This is a genomic window from Curtobacterium sp. MCBD17_040 (assembly GCF_003234805.2).
Lineage (GTDB): Bacteria > Actinomycetota > Actinomycetes > Actinomycetales > Microbacteriaceae > Curtobacterium.
This window is the reverse complement of the sequence record NZ_CP126274.1, coordinates 210,829-229,119: the sequence shown is the minus strand read 5'-3', so window position 1 is coordinate 229,119 and position 18,291 is coordinate 210,829. Positions and strand designations below refer to the sequence as shown.

Annotated in this window: 23 protein-coding genes; 12 read left to right on the top strand and 11 right to left on the bottom strand. The window is 67.7% G+C overall.

Annotation, left to right across the window (positions count from 1 at the left end):
• Positions 1-21: 21 nt before the first annotated feature.
• The gene (locus DEI94_RS17235; RefSeq protein ID WP_181441800.1) at positions 22-186 is read left to right on the top strand and encodes a hypothetical protein; all 165 of its coding nucleotides are present in this window, start codon (positions 22-24) and stop codon (positions 184-186) included.
• Here the strand turns inward: DEI94_RS17235 and DEI94_RS17230 are convergent.
• Genes DEI94_RS17230 through DEI94_RS17220 form a run of 3 tightly spaced genes read right to left on the bottom strand, consistent with a single transcriptional unit; the run spans position 183 to position 2,126 of the window.
• Positions 183-1,280: a hypothetical protein gene (locus DEI94_RS17230; RefSeq protein ID WP_111026716.1), complete on the bottom strand. Its 1,098-nt coding sequence runs from the start codon at positions 1,278-1,280 to the stop codon at positions 183-185. The two genes, DEI94_RS17235 and DEI94_RS17230, sit on opposite strands and share 4 nt — an antisense overlap.
• A gap of 50 nt (positions 1,281-1,330) precedes the next feature.
• Positions 1,331-1,579 carry a hypothetical protein gene (locus DEI94_RS17225; protein WP_111026717.1) on the bottom strand — a complete coding sequence of 83 codons (249 nt, stop codon included), beginning with the start codon at positions 1,577-1,579 and terminating at the stop codon, positions 1,331-1,333.
• A gap of 55 nt (positions 1,580-1,634) precedes the next feature.
• Complete coding sequence (locus DEI94_RS17220) at positions 1,635-2,126, bottom strand: hypothetical protein (RefSeq protein ID WP_146249484.1); 492 nt, start codon at positions 2,124-2,126, stop codon at positions 1,635-1,637.
• A gap of 87 nt (positions 2,127-2,213) precedes the next feature.
• Between DEI94_RS17220 and DEI94_RS17215 the strand changes: the two genes are divergently transcribed.
• From DEI94_RS17215 to DEI94_RS17205, 3 genes are all read left to right on the top strand, one after another.
• Positions 2,214-3,014: a DUF2510 domain-containing protein gene (locus DEI94_RS17215; protein WP_111026719.1), complete on the top strand. Its 801-nt coding sequence runs from the start codon at positions 2,214-2,216 to the stop codon at positions 3,012-3,014.
• Between the two features lie 192 nt (positions 3,015-3,206).
• On the top strand, positions 3,207-4,721 hold the full coding sequence (tnpB, locus tag DEI94_RS17210) for an IS607 family element RNA-guided endonuclease TnpB (RefSeq protein ID WP_284183773.1): 1,515 nt from the start codon (positions 3,207-3,209) through the stop codon (positions 4,719-4,721).
• A gap of 15 nt (positions 4,722-4,736) precedes the next feature.
• Entirely contained in the window at positions 4,737-5,006 is a 270-nt protein-coding gene (locus tag DEI94_RS17205) for a hypothetical protein (RefSeq protein WP_111026721.1), read from the top strand.
• A gap of 23 nt (positions 5,007-5,029) precedes the next feature.
• Here the strand turns inward: DEI94_RS17205 and DEI94_RS17200 are convergent, their stop codons facing one another.
• A complete protein-coding gene (locus tag DEI94_RS17200) occupies positions 5,030-5,737 on the bottom strand; it encodes a restriction endonuclease (RefSeq protein ID WP_111026722.1) in 708 nt (235 codons plus the stop codon).
• Positions 5,738-5,953: 216 nt separating this feature from the next.
• Between DEI94_RS17200 and DEI94_RS17195 the strand changes: the two genes are divergently transcribed.
• Positions 5,954-6,334: a helix-turn-helix domain-containing protein gene (locus DEI94_RS17195; protein WP_181441801.1), complete on the top strand. Its 381-nt coding sequence runs from the start codon at positions 5,954-5,956 to the stop codon at positions 6,332-6,334.
• Here DEI94_RS17195 and DEI94_RS17190 read toward each other — a convergent pair.
• From DEI94_RS17190 to DEI94_RS17180, 3 genes are read right to left on the bottom strand one after another with little or no spacing between them, the layout of a single operon-like run.
• Positions 6,256-7,533 (bottom strand): ATP-grasp domain-containing protein, encoded by a 1,278-nt coding sequence (locus tag DEI94_RS17190; RefSeq protein ID WP_181441802.1) that lies wholly within the window; start codon positions 7,531-7,533, stop codon positions 6,256-6,258. The genes DEI94_RS17195 and DEI94_RS17190 overlap by 79 nt on opposite strands.
• A 16-nt stretch (positions 7,534-7,549) precedes the next feature.
• Positions 7,550-8,266: an SDR family NAD(P)-dependent oxidoreductase gene (locus tag DEI94_RS17185; RefSeq protein ID WP_111026725.1), complete on the bottom strand. Its 717-nt coding sequence runs from the start codon at positions 8,264-8,266 to the stop codon at positions 7,550-7,552.
• On the bottom strand, positions 8,248-9,591 hold the full coding sequence (locus DEI94_RS17180; RefSeq protein WP_111026726.1) for a preATP grasp domain-containing protein: 1,344 nt from the start codon (positions 9,589-9,591) through the stop codon (positions 8,248-8,250). Before DEI94_RS17180 ends, DEI94_RS17185 begins: the two co-directional genes overlap by 19 nt.
• A gap of 186 nt (positions 9,592-9,777) precedes the next feature.
• On the opposite strand from DEI94_RS17180, the gene DEI94_RS17175 reads away from it, so the two are divergent.
• From DEI94_RS17175 to DEI94_RS17160, 4 genes are read left to right on the top strand one after another with little or no spacing between them, the layout of a single operon-like run.
• On the top strand, positions 9,778-10,422 hold the full coding sequence (locus DEI94_RS17175) for an isochorismatase family protein (protein WP_111026727.1): 645 nt from the start codon (positions 9,778-9,780) through the stop codon (positions 10,420-10,422).
• The gene (locus tag DEI94_RS17170) at positions 10,419-12,299 is read left to right on the top strand and encodes an anthranilate synthase family protein (protein WP_111026728.1); all 1,881 of its coding nucleotides are present in this window, start codon (positions 10,419-10,421) and stop codon (positions 12,297-12,299) included. The genes DEI94_RS17175 and DEI94_RS17170 overlap by 4 nt, the downstream gene beginning before the upstream one ends.
• The gene (locus DEI94_RS17165; RefSeq protein WP_111026729.1) at positions 12,296-13,504 is read left to right on the top strand and encodes an MFS transporter; all 1,209 of its coding nucleotides are present in this window, start codon (positions 12,296-12,298) and stop codon (positions 13,502-13,504) included. Before DEI94_RS17170 ends, DEI94_RS17165 begins: the two co-directional genes overlap by 4 nt.
• Positions 13,501-14,895: a flavin monoamine oxidase family protein gene (locus tag DEI94_RS17160; RefSeq protein WP_111026730.1), complete on the top strand. Its 1,395-nt coding sequence runs from the start codon at positions 13,501-13,503 to the stop codon at positions 14,893-14,895. Before DEI94_RS17165 ends, DEI94_RS17160 begins: the two co-directional genes overlap by 4 nt.
• Here the strand turns inward: DEI94_RS17160 and DEI94_RS17155 are convergent.
• The 3 genes from DEI94_RS17155 to DEI94_RS17145 form a co-directional block, all read right to left on the bottom strand.
• Positions 14,892-15,032 carry a hypothetical protein gene (locus DEI94_RS17155; RefSeq protein WP_181441803.1) on the bottom strand — a complete coding sequence of 47 codons (141 nt, stop codon included), beginning with the start codon at positions 15,030-15,032 and terminating at the stop codon, positions 14,892-14,894. The two genes, DEI94_RS17160 and DEI94_RS17155, sit on opposite strands and share 4 nt — an antisense overlap.
• Positions 15,033-15,107: 75 nt before the next feature.
• Positions 15,108-15,704 (bottom strand): hypothetical protein, encoded by a 597-nt coding sequence (locus DEI94_RS17150; RefSeq protein WP_146249486.1) that lies wholly within the window; start codon positions 15,702-15,704, stop codon positions 15,108-15,110.
• 53 nt (positions 15,705-15,757) lie between these two features.
• Positions 15,758-16,015 (bottom strand): hypothetical protein, encoded by a 258-nt coding sequence (locus DEI94_RS17145; RefSeq protein WP_111026732.1) that lies wholly within the window; start codon positions 16,013-16,015, stop codon positions 15,758-15,760.
• A gap of 188 nt (positions 16,016-16,203) precedes the next feature.
• Here DEI94_RS17145 and DEI94_RS17140 point away from each other — a divergent pair, with 188 nt between their 5' ends.
• The gene (locus DEI94_RS17140) at positions 16,204-16,431 is read left to right on the top strand and encodes a DUF1653 domain-containing protein (RefSeq protein ID WP_258378005.1); all 228 of its coding nucleotides are present in this window, start codon (positions 16,204-16,206) and stop codon (positions 16,429-16,431) included.
• Complete coding sequence (locus tag DEI94_RS17135; RefSeq protein WP_111026733.1) at positions 16,428-17,093, top strand: TY-Chap2 family putative peptide chaperone; 666 nt, start codon at positions 16,428-16,430, stop codon at positions 17,091-17,093. Before DEI94_RS17140 ends, DEI94_RS17135 begins: the two co-directional genes overlap by 4 nt.
• Before the next feature lie 8 nt (positions 17,094-17,101).
• Here the strand turns inward: DEI94_RS17135 and DEI94_RS17130 are convergent, their stop codons facing one another.
• A complete protein-coding gene (locus tag DEI94_RS17130) occupies positions 17,102-17,656 on the bottom strand; it encodes a hypothetical protein (protein ID WP_146249487.1) in 555 nt (184 codons plus the stop codon).
• A 177-nt stretch (positions 17,657-17,833) separates the two neighbouring features.
• Here DEI94_RS17130 and DEI94_RS17125 point away from each other — a divergent pair, with 177 nt between their 5' ends.
• Complete coding sequence (locus DEI94_RS17125; protein ID WP_111026735.1) at positions 17,834-18,268, top strand: hypothetical protein; 435 nt, start codon at positions 17,834-17,836, stop codon at positions 18,266-18,268.
• The last annotated feature ends 23 nt before the right edge of the window (positions 18,269-18,291 follow it).

The window sequence follows — 18,291 nt, the reverse complement described above, 5'->3', positions numbered from 1 at the left end:
GTTGCGGTGGTTAGGGCTGCTGTGGACCGGTGGCTGGTGTACATCGGTCTCCGGCGGGTGGGGCAGTTCGTCGCCGCTGGGGACCTTTGGCTGCCCGAGTCCGCCGCGGGTGCGCTCGCTGCGGTCGCGTCGTGGGACGCAGCGGTTCTGCTCGCCACCGGCGCTTTCGTCGGCGGTGTGGCTTAGTACTGCCGCTCCGGCCCGGTGGATGCGGATTCCTCCGCGGCGCCGGTCCACGTCCACCCGTTCCCGTCACCGCTGATGTAGGCGGGATTGGCGGGCAGCGCCGCGTGGGTGTGCACCATGCTGACACCGTCGACCCACATGTTGGTGCCAACGGGTGGAGTGGTGTTCCCGTCCCCCATCGTGATGACCGGGTCGTAGTACGACTCCGGCGACGACGGAACGGTGTACGTGTTTGTTACCCACTGCCAGCCGCCGATTCCCACGAAGGTGCTTCCGTAGCCGTAGGAGCCTTGTGCTTGCGGGGACCGGAGTCCGAAGCCGAACGTCAGTCCCTTCGGCACCCAGACCCATGCGCCTTCGTAGATGTGGTCGCCGGCTTGGTAGGTGCCGAATTCCGGGTCGCCTGAGGCCCAGAACTGTCCGTCGTAGTTGATGCCGTTGACCTGCGATGACGCTTGGGTGATCCGCAGTGACCGGCTGCCGAACCGCGCCTTGGTGGTGTCCATGGCGGTGGTTGCATCGAAGTACGTCCAGACGCCGCAGTCGTCCTCGGTGCCAGTTTCGAAGTTGTTGCAGGCGACGAGGTTGGTCACGGTCGGCCCTACCGCAGCGGCGGTATGTGCAGCGGAGGCGGCGGCTGATGCGAGGGCGGGCAGGTCATCGGAGCTGAAGCACGCTCCGACCGGGATCCCAGCATCGGTGGATGGCGACGGGTGCGCGCTCGACGCGACGTAGACAGCGGCTGACGTGGACCGTGCCGCAGCAATCCAAGCAGCGTTTGCTCCCGACCCGCAGACCGCGGCGGTGACGTAGTCGCCTGCCGTGGGCGTGAATCCCACGGCAGCGTGCTCCAGCGACGGGTCGGAGACGCTGTCGTAGCCGACGTAGTCGTCGTTGTCGGTCAACTCCGCAGATTCGGCTACGGCGACCGCTTGCAGGTCGCGTTGTGCGTTGAGGTTCCTCCCGTTGCGGATGGCAGCGGTGACCGTGAATGATCCGCCGACGAGGAGGATGAGAGACACCGCGATGGCGGCGATGACGAGGACGGGGTCAGTCGCCGCGCGGTCGGAGCGGAAGAAGCGGCGCACGTTCACCGCAGATGCGGCGAACGTTCAGCATCGTGACTGCAAACGGCTCCTGCCGGTTAGGAGCGGCGGCCGAACACCAGGTACGCCACTGCGGCGACTGCGCCGCCGATCACGGTAAGCAGCAACGCTGCTCCGATGCCGGCGACGTCCCACCAGCCGGTGCTGCCACCGGCGGCAAGCTCGACGACGGAGTGCGCTACGGTCACGGCTGCGGCGAGCACGCCGAGGATGACGACGATGAGGCCGACGACGACTCCCGGGGTCGGCCGTTCCCAGTCCAGGCGGGTGCCTCGCGACGTGCTCACCGTGTGCTCCTTACTGTGCGTCGACGTCGGGTGCAGATGCGGCGGGGGCGGAGCCCTACTTCGCGGGCTTGGTGTTCACAGCGTCGGCGAGGTCCGCTGCCACGTCGGCGTCGAGCGCCCACATGAAGTGCACGTCGAGGGTCCACCACGCGACGGTGCCGTACGTGTCCGCACCGGCGAACGCGGTGTCGAAGCGGGTGAACTCCTTCGCCTCGAACGGCTGCCGGTATCCGTCACCGGTCACCCACCGGAGCAGCTCGTCCCAGCTCTCGTCCGCGTCACCGGTCGGGCAGACGAGGTGCACGTCCCGGCTGCCACCGTCGATGGTGAGTGGGCGGACCGACACCGACACGGGATCGGTCCGCATGGTCCGAAGGCTCTGCGGAACGGACCCCCATTCGAACTCCGCGGAACCCATGTACTCGAGCTTGAACGCCCGGTCAAGGCCGACGGCGCGGGAAGACGGGTGAGCGTTCCGGGTCATGCGCTGCACGAGGTTGATGCTCGACACGAGGAGGTTCCTTCCGCCCGGGGTGACTGCTGACACGGTACCTATGCGCGGACACGTGCCATGTTCTGGGGTCGCGCCTCAGAACAGTTCGCCGAGACGCTGTGATGGAACCTCAGGAGCGTGATGACCGACACGACAGCAGCATCCGTGCCCGCTGGCTGGTACCTCGACCCGGACGACCCGTCGGGCAACACCGCTCGATGGTGGGACGGCGGCCAGTGGACGTCGCAGTTGGCGCCGGTCGTCGCGCCGACGGCGGCTCCCGCCCCGGTCGCCCCACCTCGGCCGCAGTACACCGGCATGCAGCAGCAGCAGCAGCAGCAGGCGCAGCGGCTGGAGCCGTACGAGGCGTACCGGTACGCGCCCCCGGCACGGAACTGGCAAGCCTTCGTCGCGCTCCTCATCGGCATCCTCGCCGTTGCAGCCGCCGCCGTGTCCTTCTTCCACCTCATCCCCGCCACCGCCGGAATGCCTGCCTGGGAGTGGGCGGCCGCAGCGCTCGTCCTCCCCGCCGTGTTCGGCGTCCTCGCACTCCGGAAAGCAACCTGGACCGGCACCGGGAAGGCAGTCGCGGTCATCGCGCTCGCCGCTGCAGTCGCAGCCGGCGGTACCGGAGGATGGCTGCAGTATCAGCGTCACGTCGGTGAGCAGAAGTTCTCCGCCCGGTTCATCGACCGCCCATCCAAAGTGTCCGGCTTGTCCGAAACCGAAGCGCTCCGGATGGGCTACCAGCTGTGCCAGATGGCTCGCGCAAACGACGGCCCGAAGACGATGACGGGATACCTCCTGAGTAACGTCGCCGCCGGAGTGTCGCCATGGACAGTCGGCTGGGTCGGCGGTGCGGCTGAACAGACAATCTGCACCGACGCGGCGCCCTCCATGGACGCGCTATGGAAGTCGGTCCAGAACAGCCGACAGAAGTAACCCCCGACTCACCTGGGGGGAGGGGGCCGGGGGCTACTGAGCTACACAATACGCCACGGCGGTGACTGACGCTTCTCAACGCAGGTGAGCATGCTTCTCAGCGTTGAGACGGAGCGCTGCAGGCAATGACGCGCGGTTCCGGCGTTGTCCGCGCATAGAGGGGGTGTGCGTGGTTCGGCGTTGCGGGAGGCGATGGCACCTGGTGGTGCTGGGTCGCGTCAGCGTGCGTACCGGTTCGCACTGGACCCGACCCCCGCGCAGACTCGGGCGCTGTTGTCCCACGCGGGAGCGGCGCGGGTGGCGTTCAACACGATGCTCGCCGTGGTGCGGGCGAACCTGGACCAGCGGACCGCGGAACGCTCCTACGGCATCCCCGACGCCGAGCTGACCCCGTCACTGTCCTGGTCGAAAGTCAGTCTCCGGAATGGGTGGGTGGCGCGGCGGGACGCGGTGGCGCCGTGGTGGCCGGAGAACGCCCGGGAGGCATACACGTCCGGCTGCTTCGCCCTCGCCGCAGCGCTAGACAACTGGGCGAAGTCAAGAAGCGGCACGCGGGCGGGCGCGCCGCTCGGGTTCCCACGGTTCAAATCCCGCGCCCGGTCGAAGCCGTCCATCAAGTTCGAGGGCAAGGGCGCGCTCGTCCCGACCGGGCACACCATCCATCTGCCGCGCATCGGGAAGGTACACACCCACGAATCCACCCGGAAGCTCGGCCGGCTCGTGGAAGCGGGGCAGGCGAAGGTGAACTCCGTCACCGTCTCCTACGACCGCGGCCGGTGGTTCGCCGCGTTCCAGGTCGAGCAGGTCACCATCGTCCGGCCGCGACCGCTCGGCCCGAAGTCCGTGGTCGGTATCGACGTGGGAGTGAAGGACCTCATCGTCATCGCCCGCCCCGACGGCACCGAAGTGGAACGACTCCGCGCACCGAAAGACCTCGCGAAAGCCGCCGCGACTCTGAAGGCACTACAGCGGCAGGCCGCCCGGCAGGTTGGCCCTGTCGACCCGGTGTCCAAGCGGCGGCAGCAGCCCTCCGCGGGCTGGCTACGAACACAGGCGCGCATCCGACAGGTGCACGCCCGGGTGGCGAACCTCCGGCAGGACCGGCTCCACAAACTCACCACCCGACTCGCGCAGACGCACGATGTGGTCGGCATCGAGCACCTCAACGTCCGGGGCATGACCGCCCGGGCGAAGCCGAAGCCGCACCCGAGCCGGCCGGGGGTGTTCCTGCCGAACCGGCGGCGGCAGAAAACCGGGCTCGCCCGGTCCGTCGCGGACGCCGGATTCGCGACGCTGCATCAGCAGCTGCAGTACAAGACGTCCTGGTTCGGGAGCACCCTGGTGCGCGCGGACCGGTTCTACCCGTCCTCCAAAACATGCTCCGGATGCGGGTCAGTGAAAGCCAAGCTGACCCTCGCCGAGCGGGAGTACGTATGCACCACCTGCGGCCTGGTCATCGACCGTGACCTCAACGCCGCAGTCAACCTCGCCCGCCACGCAGCAGCGTCGGTAGCGGAGGAGTCAGGTCCGGACGAGGGTAGCTCGTTCGTCAGCGGTGGAGGCACCCAGAAGCCCCGACCGGCATTCGCCGGCACGGGCAGGAGCCAACGAAACCGCAACCCCACCAGCACCACGGGGACTCCCTCGCCGCAAGGCCAGGGCAGCACTCAACCCGGTGAGACCAGTCTCACCTCAGATGAGAACTGACAGTACCGTGCTGTGATGGAACGGCTTCCCGACCTGCATCAGACGTCATTCGTCACAGAGGTGCACGGCGACGCCTACGTGGCGTTGTTCGTCGGCGGGGAGCCGCGGTGGCTGCTGTACTCCGGCACGGACTGCGTCGGATCGTTCACCGAGCGTGACGGGACGTTCAACGATCCGTGGCCCACCTACGTGCCGGAGCGGAACGGCGTGCAGTACCCGCCGGTCGATGACTGGCGATGCGCGATGGAGTTCCTCGTCCGAGAGCACACCGGCCGGGAACGGTAGACACTCACTCCGGAGTGGGTGCGCTACTGGCGAGCGGCGGGCGGCTGGCCGTGGCCGCCCTTCATGACGATCTTCGCGGCCAAGTTCACCGGCGTCAGAGCTCCGCCGACGGCGTCGTACACGAACAGCGCCACTCCAACCTTGTCCGCGAACTCCACCGCGCCGGACGAGTAGCCCGACGAAGTGAAGAACATCGGCCGCTTCCGCTCCGCGGCCGCCACCCCGTACAGGTTCTGCACCTCCGGGCGACCAACGTTGGTGCGGGTGTAATTCTTCACCTGCGCCACCCACTCCCGCTGCGTGACGTCAATGCCGCCATCACCACCGAACTGCGTCGCCGTCGCGCCAGCAAGCCCCATCCACTGCATCCACGCAGCGGCAAGCGCCTCCGCACCCTGATGTGAGACACCGAACGGTTGCGGCGCAGGCGGCGCGGCCGCGCTTTCCCCGGTCCCCGTGCCCGCAGTTCCCGCCCAACGTGCGGTGCCACCCGCGGCAGTTCGGAGCCTCCTGTTGTGCCGGGCGCGGAGCGCCCAGACCGTCACACCGACCATGAACGGAACACCGAACAGCACCGCGGAGATACCTCGGAGAACCGGGATGGTCGTGTTCCCCAGCGCCCCTTCCACGATGCCGAAGGCGATAGTGAGAAGCGCGAGCCGCAAGATCGGCTTCGGCCGCGGCCCGGTCGCCGTGTCGTCGGCTGGGCGCGAAAGGAACTGCTCAAGCATGCGAGGGGTGGTGCTCCTGATCCGGGTGGTGCTGGTTGCCTCCCATCCTGGCAGGACGGACAGACATCACGGGTCAACGGCGCTGCTGGCCGGGCGCTGCCCACTCTCGGACGCCACGATTTCGGAGCACTTGCATAGTGACGCGGGATGACGTCGGCCCCAGTGGCCGGTTCTAGGATGGCGGAGGGGAAAGGGGTCATCGTGGGGATGAATCGAGTGCTGCTGACCGAGCGGCAGGTGGAGATTCTGGTTCTGCTTGCGTGGGGTGAACCGGTGCGGTGCATCGCGAAGGAGTTGTACGTCAGCTCTGCGACCGTGAACTATCACCTTGGTCGGTTGCGCCGGATCTTCCAGGCGCAGACCCTGACCGCGCTCGTCGCCGCGGCTACCGTCGCTGGCATCCTCACCACCGACCAGCTTCCCGTGCAGGGCACAGGGCGCCTCGAGGTGGACCTTGACGGGCAGAGCTGGGACCACAGCCGGCCGCTGTGGGCGCCGCGAGCGTTGATGGGCGCCGCTCAGGCCGACCCAGTCAACTTCGCTCCGGACCACTCCGCCATGTCCGGCTCCACGGCTCGGTCTCTCGCTCGCGCGTAGAGGCGCGTCTGCTCCCAGGAGCGGATCCTCCGGTAGTCGTCAACGACCATCTCCGAGGGGCCGGTGAGGTAGACGAATCCGGGCGAGGTGAACAGGTCCACGGTCGGGATGAGCGGTTCCCCAGGGCGCACACCGGCGTGAGCGGCGACGTACGACGGCAGTGTTCGCAGCAGTGGCTCCCATCCGTCGCCAGCGGTCCCGACGTCATGGTTGATGAGGGACACGTACCGGGTGCGATGCGGGAACCGCAGCGGCTGCACTGGAAGTTCTCCGCCTGCTGCGGCGGCCGCCGTAAGCGCTGCGTGCGAGGACCCGGAGAGCTGTTCGCTCACCGACGGGATGACACCGCCGCCAAGACGTGCACCCGGGTCGATGAGAAGCGGCTGCCCGTGCTGCACGATCACTTCCAGGTGCGCCGGACCGTACCGGAAGCCGAGCGCGTCGAGCGTTTGCTCGGCGTACGTCCACAGCTGATCCCACACGAGGGAATCCGGTGCGACTGGCTCCTCGTAGTCGAACAATCGCGAGCCGCCCGGCCCGTCGCTCTTCACGTACTGCCAGATCTCGACGGGCGCATGGTGACCACCGGCGGAGACGGAGTTGATGTAGAACTCCGGACCGTCGAGGTACTCCTGCACGAGGGCCGACTCGTTCCGGGCGCCGAAGACACTCGATGAGGTCAGAACGTCGTGCACTGCAGCTTCCACCGCCGCGGGGCTGCGGCAGACCGGAACATGGTCGGACCCAGCGCTTCCGAGCGGTTTCACGACCACTGCGGGCAGCGCCTGCCGCTCGAACCACACGCGAGCATCCTCCGGATTGCAAACGGTCACAGTTCGTGGGGCGGGAACATCTGCCGCGAGGAGCGCCGCGACCATCGCTGCTTTGTCCCGCCGCGCTTCCGCGAGGGCTGGCACGTTGCCAGGCAGATGCAAGGCTGCGGCAAGCCGTTCTGCGACGGCAACCCCCGACTCGGTGCCGGCAAGCACACGCGTCACCTGAAGGCTCCGGAGCCGGCTCACCGTTTCGAGGTCGTCTGCGCTGAACTCCACCTCCCGCGTGATCAGCTCCGGCACGTAGGAGGCTTCGTAGTAGTCACTGAGCCGCTTCGCGCTGCGGACGTGGACGCGGTCCACGTCCAGCCGTTCGAGCTCTCGGGCTAGGTGCACTCCGCTCGAGAACGCATCGACAATAGCCACCCGGGCAGGAGCGCCCTCACGCACTGGAACCTCCGTCGATAACCAGGTCGGCGCCGACGACGAACGCGGCCTCGGGCGAGCACAGCCAGGCGACCGCCGCGGCGACCTCCGCCGGGGAGCCGAGGCGGCCGGCTGGAACCGTCACCGTGACGCGAGCAGCAGCCATCTCCGGCGTCTCGTCCGGCCACAAGGACATGCCCGTGTCGATGGCGCCGGGGCTGACAGTGTTGATGCGGATCCCGTCCCCGATGCTTTCCCGCGCCGCTGTTGCCGTCAGCGCGGTGAGGCCCGCCTTCGCTGCCGCGTAGGCGCCCTGCATCGGCAGACGAAGGTGCCTACCGATGCGGGAACTGATGTTGACGATGCAGCCGTCTCGGCCCCGCATGGCTTGCATCTCCGCTTGCATGCACCGCCACGCCCCGTTGAGGTTGGTGTCGATGATGGAGGACCACTCTGACTCGCTGAGGTCTGCGACAGCCCGCCAGCTGGGGACCCCTGCAGCGTTGATTGCGACGTCCAGTCCTCCGTGATCGTCGACCACACCTGCGACGAGGTCCGTCACCGTACCGGGACGCAGCACGTCCACGTACCGGTACTCGACGTTCGGTGGGGTGCTCCCTCGGGTTCGGCTGGCGGCGATGACAAGGTCTCCGTCAGCGGCGAACCGGGCGGCGACCGCTGACCCGATGCCGCTACTTCCCCCGACAACGAGGACTACACGGCGTCGCGGCACAGTTCACCTCGCTCAGCGAACGCATCGTCGAGGAGCCGTTCCACCTGCTCGGCGTCGGGGAGGGAACTCGCGATGATGATGAGCTGTCCGTCGTCGCCGCCGAGGATGACGCCGAACCCGGTTGCGCTGTCGAACCGCAGCTGCAGGTCCTCGAGGGTGTCGAGGGTCGACGCGGTCGGTGGAAGGGTGCGGTGGCTGCGGACGAGGACGACGCGAGTGCTCAGCGGGTCCCCGTGAAACAGTGCCCTGCACAGCGTGTGCACGTGGGTTGACCCGCTGATGCGTCCGTTGAACTCGTTGAGGAGGATCCGGCCGTCGGGAAGTGCGATGGAGTCCACGCTGACGGAACCGCGGTATCCGATGGACCCGAGCGCTGCCGCCAAGGACTGCGCTTCCTCGAGGAACGCTGGGTAGGCGGGCCCCTGGGCGGCGCGAACGGCTGGGACGACGAGACCGGCGTTCGTGGGACCGTCGTCGGAGTCCCCGACACGCATCTCCCCATGCCCCACGAGTTCCGCGTCGCCATCCCGAACGTCGAACTCGGCGTACAAGGGGACAGCGTCACCGGAGTACTCCTCGATGACAACCGGCCTGGTTCCCTCGGTCGTCCACCGGTCCCACGAAGCGCGCACTTCTGCGGCGAGCGCCTGCCGGTCCGGTATCTCAGCGGACCGGGAGGCTCCGAACCCTGACGGACCCGCCGGGGACTTCAGGATGTCGTTCCCGTACCCGCCGCCGTGCCCGTCCTGCTTGACGATCACCGAACGGCTCTCCGCGAGGTGGGTCCAGATGAATCGTTCCGCGGCGGCGGGGGTCGTGGCGATGATCCCTTCGGGGATGTGGAGCGCCAGGCCCGAGGCGATGGCTCGGAAGGTGCTCTTGCTGTTCACCAGGCGGAGACCACCCTGCTCAAGGAACTGGCGTCGCGGGTTCGTGGGGAGACCGAGCCGCTCGGCGAGCGCCATCACCGTGCTGTCGTGGAAGAACGCCCAGATCTCCGACTGGGACGGACGGATGAGGGTGCGGAGTTCGTCGATGAATTCCTCGCTCAGCAGACGGTCGTCATAGAGGAGGAGGTCGTCTCGCGCTCCGGTTGGTGGGACCACGATGCGGGGCGGGTTCGAGTGGTAGCCGAGCAGGTCCCACACGTACGCGACGAACGTCGGGTCGGGCTGGTTGGGGAGGACGATGACGTCTCCGGGCTGCGCGAGCCACAGCAGCCGGTGGGAGACCATGCCGAGGTAGCCGCGGTAGTCGGCTGGCAGTTCGTCTCGGCCCGTCGCGGTCTCCTCCGCCAGCTGGTTCCCCACGATGATCGTCGCCATTGGTCGTCGCCTTTCTTGGTGCTGTTGCGGCGACCGTAGCGACCAGCACCGGCGCCACGACCGGGCTTTAGAACATGATCTAGTCCCCCCGCCCAGCGGTATCGATCAGGACTCAGATGCTGCTCTGATCCGTGGTGACGGCCGTTCGGCCGATGCGACAGCAGGTCAGGGAAATGGGGACTGGGGATGGCTGCAGGACTGCGAGAGGTTGAGGACTACCAGCTGCCGGCGGGCGGAGACATCCCGGCGCCGCTGGTGCCGTGGGCGGTGGACCCGAAGCGAGCGGCGCTGCTCGTGCACGACATGCAGGTGTACTTCCTCAACGCCTTCGCGTCAGCGCCGGCGCTTCGCCGGGAGCTCATCGAGAACACTCGCGCCGTGTTGGTCGCCGCGCGAGCTGCCGGTGTCCCGGTCATCTACTCCGCCCAGCCGGGCAGCATGACTCCCGAGCAGCGGGGCCTCCTAGTGGACCTCTGGGGCCCCGGGATGCAAGCGACGGAGGATGAACGCGCCGTCATCGCCGAGCTCGCCCCAACGGCGGAGGAGACGGTCCTGACCAAGTGGCGGTACTCAGCGTTCCACCGGAGTCCGCTGCTCGACACGCTGCACAACGCAGGGCGTGACCAGCTCATCATCACCGGCATCTACGCGCACCTCGGCGTCATCGCGACGGCGCTCGACGCGTACGCGAACGATGTCCAGACCTTCATCGTTGCGGACGCCACCCCCACCTTCTCCGAGGCGGAGCATCGACAGGCGCTGGACTTCGCAGCCACGTCCTGCGCCGTCGTGGCGGGCACCGCGGACGTGGTCGCGGGGGTGACACGATGACGGTCGCCGTCGCCGACGTGATGGCGTCCCCGCAGCCGTTCGCGCTCCTGCACCGGCCGCATCTCGGCGGTCACGTCGAACTACTGACCGGGCCTGTGGAGCGGCCCGCTTCCCTGTCCGAACTCGACGAGGTCACCGCACCCGGTTGGTCGTCGTTGGTCGTCGTGCCGTACCGGTTCGCATCGGAACGTGCGCTCGCAGCACACGACGACGGGACAGACCTCATCGTGCTCCGCGTTCAGGAGCGCGCACGTGTGTCCGTCGACGACATCAGTCGCGTCCGGTCCGGCACAGATGAGCCGGCCACCGCGGGAGCGTTCGACGATGATGACGCCACGTACGCCGCGCAGGTGAAGCAGATCATCTCCGAGGAGATCGCCGTCGGGGAAGGCGCAAACTTCGTCATCGAACGTCGGTGGTCGGGAGCGATCACCCCGTCTGGTCACGCTTCGATGCTCACCCTGTTCGTCCGCCTTCTCGCTGCGGAGCAGTCGGCGTATTGGTCCTACCTTGTGTGGACGGGTGAGACGTACCTGCTCGGCGCGTCGCCGGAACGGCATGTGCAGCTGCAGGACGGTGCGGTGCACATGTCACCCATCAGCGGAACGCTTCGCCACCCGCACCGACGCCCGTCGACGAGCGAGGTGCTGGGGTTCCTCCGCGACGAGAAGGAGGACGACGAACTGTGCATGGTCCTCGACGAGGAGCTGAAGATGATGTCCGCGCTGTCCGGGGAGCGGGTCACCGTTTCCGGACCGACGCTTCGACAGATGAACAACGTCACTCACACCGAGTACCGCATCGGTGGGACGACGACCGCGACCGCTGCGGATGTGCTCCGCGGAACCCTGTTCGCGCCGACCGTGGTCGGCAGCCCACTTCGCAGCGCCGCCGCCGTCATCGCCCGACACGAGGGGCGCGGCCGCGGCTACTACAGCGGGGTGGTCGCCCTCATCGACGGTGACCGGAACCTGGACTCAGCCATCATCATCCGCACTGCCGAGGTCAGCCGTGCGGGTGCTGTCACCATCGGCGTCGGTGCCACGATCGTCCGGTCGTCCGACCCGGCCGCCGAGGCGCTCGAGACCGCCGCGAAGGCGCAGTCCCTCGTCGGAGCGCTCACCCACGCATCAGTAACCCCTAGCAGCAGCCGGCCCGGAGTCGATGAGCTCGACGAAGCGGTGATGGAGTCCCTGACCGCGCGGAACAATCGGCTGGCGCCGTTCTGGATGCTGGGTGGTGACGCCGCCCCGTCAGTGGCGAACCCGCCCCGGGTGCGCGTCATCAACGCCGAAGACGACTTCACCGCGATGCTTGCCCTGCAGCTGCGACGCCTCGGATGCACCGTCGTCGTCGACAGCTGGAACAGCGCTCCATCCAACGACGCTGACCTCATCGTCCTCGGCCCAGGACCCGGAGACCCCCGCGACGCTAGCGATCCGCGAATCGCCGCTCTCACCAAGCACGCGACAACAGCGCTGCTGCAGAGGACACCGTTGCTCGCCGTGTGCCTCGGCCATCAAGTGGTTGCCGGACGGCTCGGGCTCCCCCTGCACCGCCTGCACACACCCCGTCAGGGATGGCAGGACACCATCCCGTACTTCGGAGCGGCCATCCGCGTCGGCTTCTACAACTCGTTCACGGCGGTAAGCGCGACGAACCAGTTCCGTTCCACCATCGCTGGCGGGAACGTGGACGTCGCGCGTGACCTCGCCGGCGAGGTACTCGGGCTTCGCGGGCCGCTGTTCGAGTCGTTCCAATTCCACCCCGAGTCCATCCTCAGCCCCGACGGGTTCGCAGTGCTCCGCACGGCGGTGAACCGCCTCAGCAGCGCCGCTCGGCCCCACTCGGCGACCCGCATCGGAGCGCAAGCATGACCAGGTACCGGTTCACAACCCGTCCGACGTTCCTGCTGTGGGTGCTGTTCGCGGTTGCCATCCGCATCCCGAACGCCAGCGCCCCGCTCGCGATGGTGTTCCTCGGGCACGGGGCCACCGGCACCTACGCGTCCGGAGGTGCCATCGCCGCAGCATTCGTCATCGGCGAGGTCGCAGGTTCGGCGTTGCTCGGCTGGATTGGACGCGACGACCGTGTTCGCCGCGACGTCACCATCGGTCTCATCGTCGGCGGCATCGGCTTCGCTGTCCTCGCGTCGTCATCACTCGTCGGCTACCCGGCACTCATCATCGGCGCGGTGCTGGCCGGAGCCGGACCCGCGCAGAGCGGTGGAGCCCTCCGAGCAGCGCTTGGACGAATCGTTGCTGAAGTCGACCTCCCCCGCGCGTACAGCATCGACTCCGTCCTCACGGAACTGGTCTGGCTCATCGCACCAGCACTGGTTGCCTTCGCCGCGGTGGCGGTCTCGCCATACGCCGTCCTCATCCTGAACGCGTCACTGCTTGGCGTTGCAGCGGTCCTCGCACTGTCCAGAGGAGGGCGGCTCCTCGCCGCTGACGACAGCGCGACATCGACGCAGGCGACCTCGCCGCGGACCGCGCTCCTCAGCGCTTGGCCGGTGTATCTCACCAGCGCCGCCGCGCTGTCCCTCCTCGCCGTCGCCGAACTGGTTCTTCCTTCCCTGCTCGTCGAACGCGGCTACAACGCCGGATGGTCCGGGGCGTTACTGGCGGTGTTCGCCGGCGCAAGCGCGCTCGCGTCCCTCATCTACGGCGCCCGCAGATGGCCGGGCACGGTCCGCACCCAGTCGTTCACGCTCCTCATCGGCACAGCGGCAGCGCTGGCGGCGATGGCGTTCGCACCCACCGTTGTTCTTATCGGCGTCGCGCTCGTTCTCGCCGGGGTGTTCCAGGCGGTGGTGATGATCACCCGCAACCTCACCTTGCGCGCGGAACTCCCTACCGAGCAGCACACCGCCGGATTCACGATCATGTACTCGGTGCAAGGAGCCGGGTACGCCGCGAGCGCCATCCTCGCCTCCGCCGTTCTCGACCGAAGCGGAGCTCCCGCCGCCATCGGAGCCGGCATCGCCGTCATGGCCGCCCTCACCGCAGTCAGCATCATCGGAGAAGCCGTCCGACCAGTGCGACGACGCAGCGCCGCAGCCGCCGGCGGTGCGCAATGACGCTCACAACCGCGGCAGACAGTCGCGCCGAACCCAGCGGACGTCGACCCCGCATCGTGGTCATCGGCGCCGGAATGGCGGGACTGGTCGCGGCACGCGAACTCCGACGCACAGGGGCGGATGTCACCGTCCTCGAAGCTCGGCAGCGAGTCGGCGGGCGAGTGCACACCCTTCGTCTCGCGGAATCCGCGACCGACGCGGAAGCCGGCGCGATGCGGATCCCAGCCCATCACACACGGACCATCAACCTGTGCCGGACTCTCGGACTGGACCTCGACCCGTTCGCATCCGGAACAGCTGGAGTGCAAGGTGGCTACGGCGCCGCCCCGTACCCGTCCTCCGCGCCCGGCTTCTCCGGCTGGGAACGCAGCCGCGACGTCTGGAGCCGGTGGGAGCAAACCGTCGCCGACGTCCGCCTCGACTGGAACCGCCTCTCCCAGCGACAGTTCATCGACCGGTACGACGGGTATTCCATCCGGGACTTTCTCCGATCTCGCGGATGGTCGGACGCGGCGATCGAGGAGTACGGCATCGTCACGTTCACCGAATCCACCCTGTCCACCTCGGTCGTGCAGGAGTTCCGGGAGACGTTCTCCAGCGCGTACGCGCAGGCGTTCCGAATCCGAGGCGGCATGGATCTGCTTCCGCAAGCCCTGCACGCGGAACTGCGGGACATCGTCCGCCTCGGCGCAACAGTGGAACGCATCGCCGCGGAGAGCGATCAGGTGCGCATCAGCGTCCGCACCGTCACCGGACGACACGAGCTCACCGCCGACCACGTTGTGTGCACCCTGCCGTTCTCAGTGCTCCGCACCATCGAACTGAACGGACCGTTCTCAACAGAGAAACGACGCGCCATCCGTCAGCTGCACTACGACGCCGCGACGAAGGTGTACCTCCTCCTGCGCCGACCACAATGGCGTCGCGAAATCGGCCCGGACGGCGGCGCACTCTCCACACCAATGCCCATCCGCCGGGTGCAGTACCCAGCGCTGGACCACCTCAACCACGACCGGCATCTGCTCCTCGCCAGCTACACCTGGGGGCAAGATGCCTTGCAATGGGCGGCAATGTCCGAACCACAACGAGCGGCGCAAGCAACACGAGACCTCGAGCAGCTGCACCCGAACATCGCCGCGGAAGTGGAAGGGGTTCTCTCCTACGCCTGGTCGAACGACCCATACGCGATGGGCGCCTACGCACTCCCCGAACCGGGACAGCTGCGGGACCTCGGTGACGCCATCAGCCGCCCAGAATGCCGGGTCGTGTTCGCCGGAGAGCACTGTTCGTCGCTCCCCGCATGGATTGAAGGGGCCGTGCAGTCCGCCCACGACGCGGTCCACGTGCTCGCTCCACGACGAGCGGCCGGGGCCCGCGCCTCCTGGGTTTAGACCGCCCGGCGCTCCAGCTGCTCAAGCATGAGCCGCAGGTCGAGGACGGTGAGGGATGCGCCGACGCCGCCGCGGCCGGGCAGCGGGACGAGGGCTCGGTCACCGCGCGCATCCGCCCGGAACGTGAATCCGCCCACACCACCTCTATGCGCGGAGCACGCAGGAGCCGCGCACACCGCCCCCGGGCTCGACCTCACCGATGCGACACGTGCTCATCTGGGTTGAGAAGCGTCATCCTCCGCTGCCACGGCGTCGTGGTCGGCGAGGTCGCGGAGCCGGTTCAGTTCGTAGTCGAGAGCGGACAGGAAAGCGCCGGAGAGTTGCAGGTCACCGGTGAACCGCTGCGTTGTCTGCCGGAACAGGGTCAATCCAACGAGCGCGTCAGCAGCCGTGCTGATAGGGCCGCCACCATCGAAGAGGCGGAGGATGCGGAGCTCCTGTTCCCGCCGGTCGGCGCGCCGTTCTGCCAGTGACCTTTTGGAGTATCCGTGCGCGGCTGCTTCGTCGCTACCGTACCGGTCATGGACGACCACGTTGACGTGGTAGCTGAGATTGTTTTGCACCGCCCGCCGCTCTTTGGCGGGGACACCGGCTGCGTTGTACACGGACCGAACCCACTGCTTGTACTCGTAGGTCTTTCCGAGAATGTCCATTTCGCCCGAGCTGGTGGTGAATTGCTCCCGCGCCTCGACGAGGGTGGTGGCGACGGCCCTCATCGCATCGGCTCGAGCGAAAGTGTTCTCAGCGGTGAGGGCGCGACCCAGATCGCGCGAGGCGGTAGCGGCAAGTTCGTCAAGCGTGTTCAACATCACCGCGACCATGGCATGCCCAACCGACTACGACAAATTCGGGCACCCTGCTGTCAGAGGCCGTTGATGCTGCCCGGTGGGATGAGCGAGAGGTTGGTGTCGAGGCGGATGATGTCGTCGTTGAGCAGCTGCCACATCGCTTCCCGGACGACGCGGGCAGTGCAGTCCGGGTGGTCGTGCAGCAGCTCCGGCAGCTGTGACGGTCGGACTGGTGCGTTGAGGAGCACCGCGTCGTGCACGGCAGGCAGGATCCGGGCGACCGCTTCGTCTTCGAGCCGTTCCGCTTCGATTCCAGCAGCGGTGACAGGCATGGGTGGTCCTTCCGACGGGAGCAGTCGTCGGAGCGCCGGCGGCCACACGTTGTGTATGCGGCGGCTCTGGTCGACGCGGGGCGTGGCGGCTGCGCGGGCAGTCGCATAGAGCGGAGGTGATCGCTTCTGTCCCGCTGCGCGCGCCTGCTGACGCTGCGGTCGTCGGCGTGCCCGTAGAGTGCTCGGTCGTGGACGCAACGGTGGAACCGGGCCGGTATCGGCACTTCAAAGGCGGCGAGTATCAGGTGCTGTTCGTTGCTCACGACACCGAGTCGGAGGAGCCGGTCGTGGTTTACGAGGCGCTGTATGGCGACCACGGCCGGTGGGTGCGACCCGTTGCCGATTTCGTCGCTCACGTCAGCCGTGACGGCTACGACGGGCCCCGGTTCACAACCATCGAGGGCGGCGACCAGTGACGGTCGCGGCGCGGTGGACGGTTCCGCAGACGTGGTGGATCGCCAGCGAACTGTGCCGACGGAACGCGTCTTTGCGTATCCGACAGCAGGTTGAGCGCAACACGGCTCAGATGCTGGTCGAACCGGACAGTGTGCCGGAGGGTCGCGGTGAGCTGCTGCTTTTCGACGAGGAGCACGGTATCCGCATCGATGGGCAGTGGACGCGGTGGGACGACGTGTTTGCATCCGACGACCCGCATTTCATGGTGAAGCGAATTGAGGCGGAGCTCGGCTGGAAGCTGCCGGCGGCGTCCGCGACCACGCCGCGGTCGCTCACCTACCGGGCGATCGCTCGAATGTCGGCGTTGCGGGTCAATGACCGCGTGCAGCCGGGGTTCGTCCCATGGACCCGGCTCGGGGAGACACCGCACGACCGGTCGTGGCTTTCCCTCTTCGATGGGGTCCGCGCGCTTCTTCCGCCGTACGGGCGGCCGCAGCAGATACCGCTGTGGGTGATGTTTCTTGGTCATCCTCGCGGTGCGATGGTGCTCGCGGAAAACGGGGTCGTGTACCGGCGGAAGCGACCGCCGTTGCCGTTGATGCCTCGGTACCTGCTGCGGCGGAACGTCGACGATGTCATCGCTGCACTGCCCGGAGACGCCCACATCACGGGCGGCAGCTGACCGCGCCGCTACTGCGGTTGCGGTTCCCGGACGCGGTCCTGTAGCTCACGGATGCGGCTCGGCAGCGCGGCGAGTTCGAACCGCCCCTCAAAGGCGGTGAGGTCGATGATGTGCAGCTGCGGGTTGATGGACCAGATCTGCCGCACCGGCGGGCGTCGGCCCATGTCGTCGCCCACCTGCACGTCGGTGAACTGCTGCCGCTTCCCGACGACGAACCGCATCTGGAATCGGTACTGCTCGAAGGTCAGCGATGTGCCGTTGATGCTCAGCCGGCCGTGCCGCCACCGCTTCGTGCCCGGTTCGCGGACCGCGCATTCGATGCGGTCGCCGACGAGACGGTTCCCGAGCAGCAACCCGATGACGCCGCCTGCGAGGACGAGAACCAGGACGATGATGAGGGACAACGCGATGACGCCAGCCGAGTGGTGCTGGCGGTGGCTGCTCGTGTGCGGGTCGATGAGCGATGGGATCAGGGCCGCGATGCCGAAACCAGCGACGAGGGATGCCGCGAGGACAGCCAATCGGAAGCGTTGCTCTCGGAGCGGTGCTCGGTTGCGTGGCATCGCTGCTCCATTCGAGGTTCAGGGAAGCTGATGGCAGAGCTCAGGACCATGGTCTGCTCGTCCATCTCGGGTTGAACTGAGGAAACCACTTCTTCCCCGCCTCCGTCATCTGACGGCCCGCGAGCGCCTCCGCACTTCCGCTCCCGGCTGCCTGTTCCCGTTGCGCACAGAGGAGAGGTGACTCTTCCTGCCCGTTTCGTTTCCTCGCGGCATCACACGCCGAGCTCCGCCGTCCGTGGGCTACGGGCTGCGCGGGCCGAGTTGGAGCAGGCGGAGCGGCTGCTGACCGGGCTGCTGCGGTGGCGAGTTGTGGTCCCGCTGGTGTCGGGAGTCGTCGTCGCTGCCGTTCTCGGGGCTTCTGCGTGGTTCGGGCTGCTGTTCGCACCGGGGCAGCGCATTGGCCCCGTACCGGTCGGCTGGGTGGTCGATGTGCTGTTCGTGGTGGTGTTCGTCGCCGTCGTCGTCGCCATTCTCAATGTCGCTGTCCGGTCGCAGCGGGATGCGGTGCTTGCCACGCAAGTGCAGTACGCCGCGGCGGTGCGGGTCGCGGCCCCGTTCGGCATCGACCCGGACAGCTCCGCGCCGCCGGCGCTTTGGAACATGGGCTGGTAGACGACGCGTGGGCGCTGTCTCCT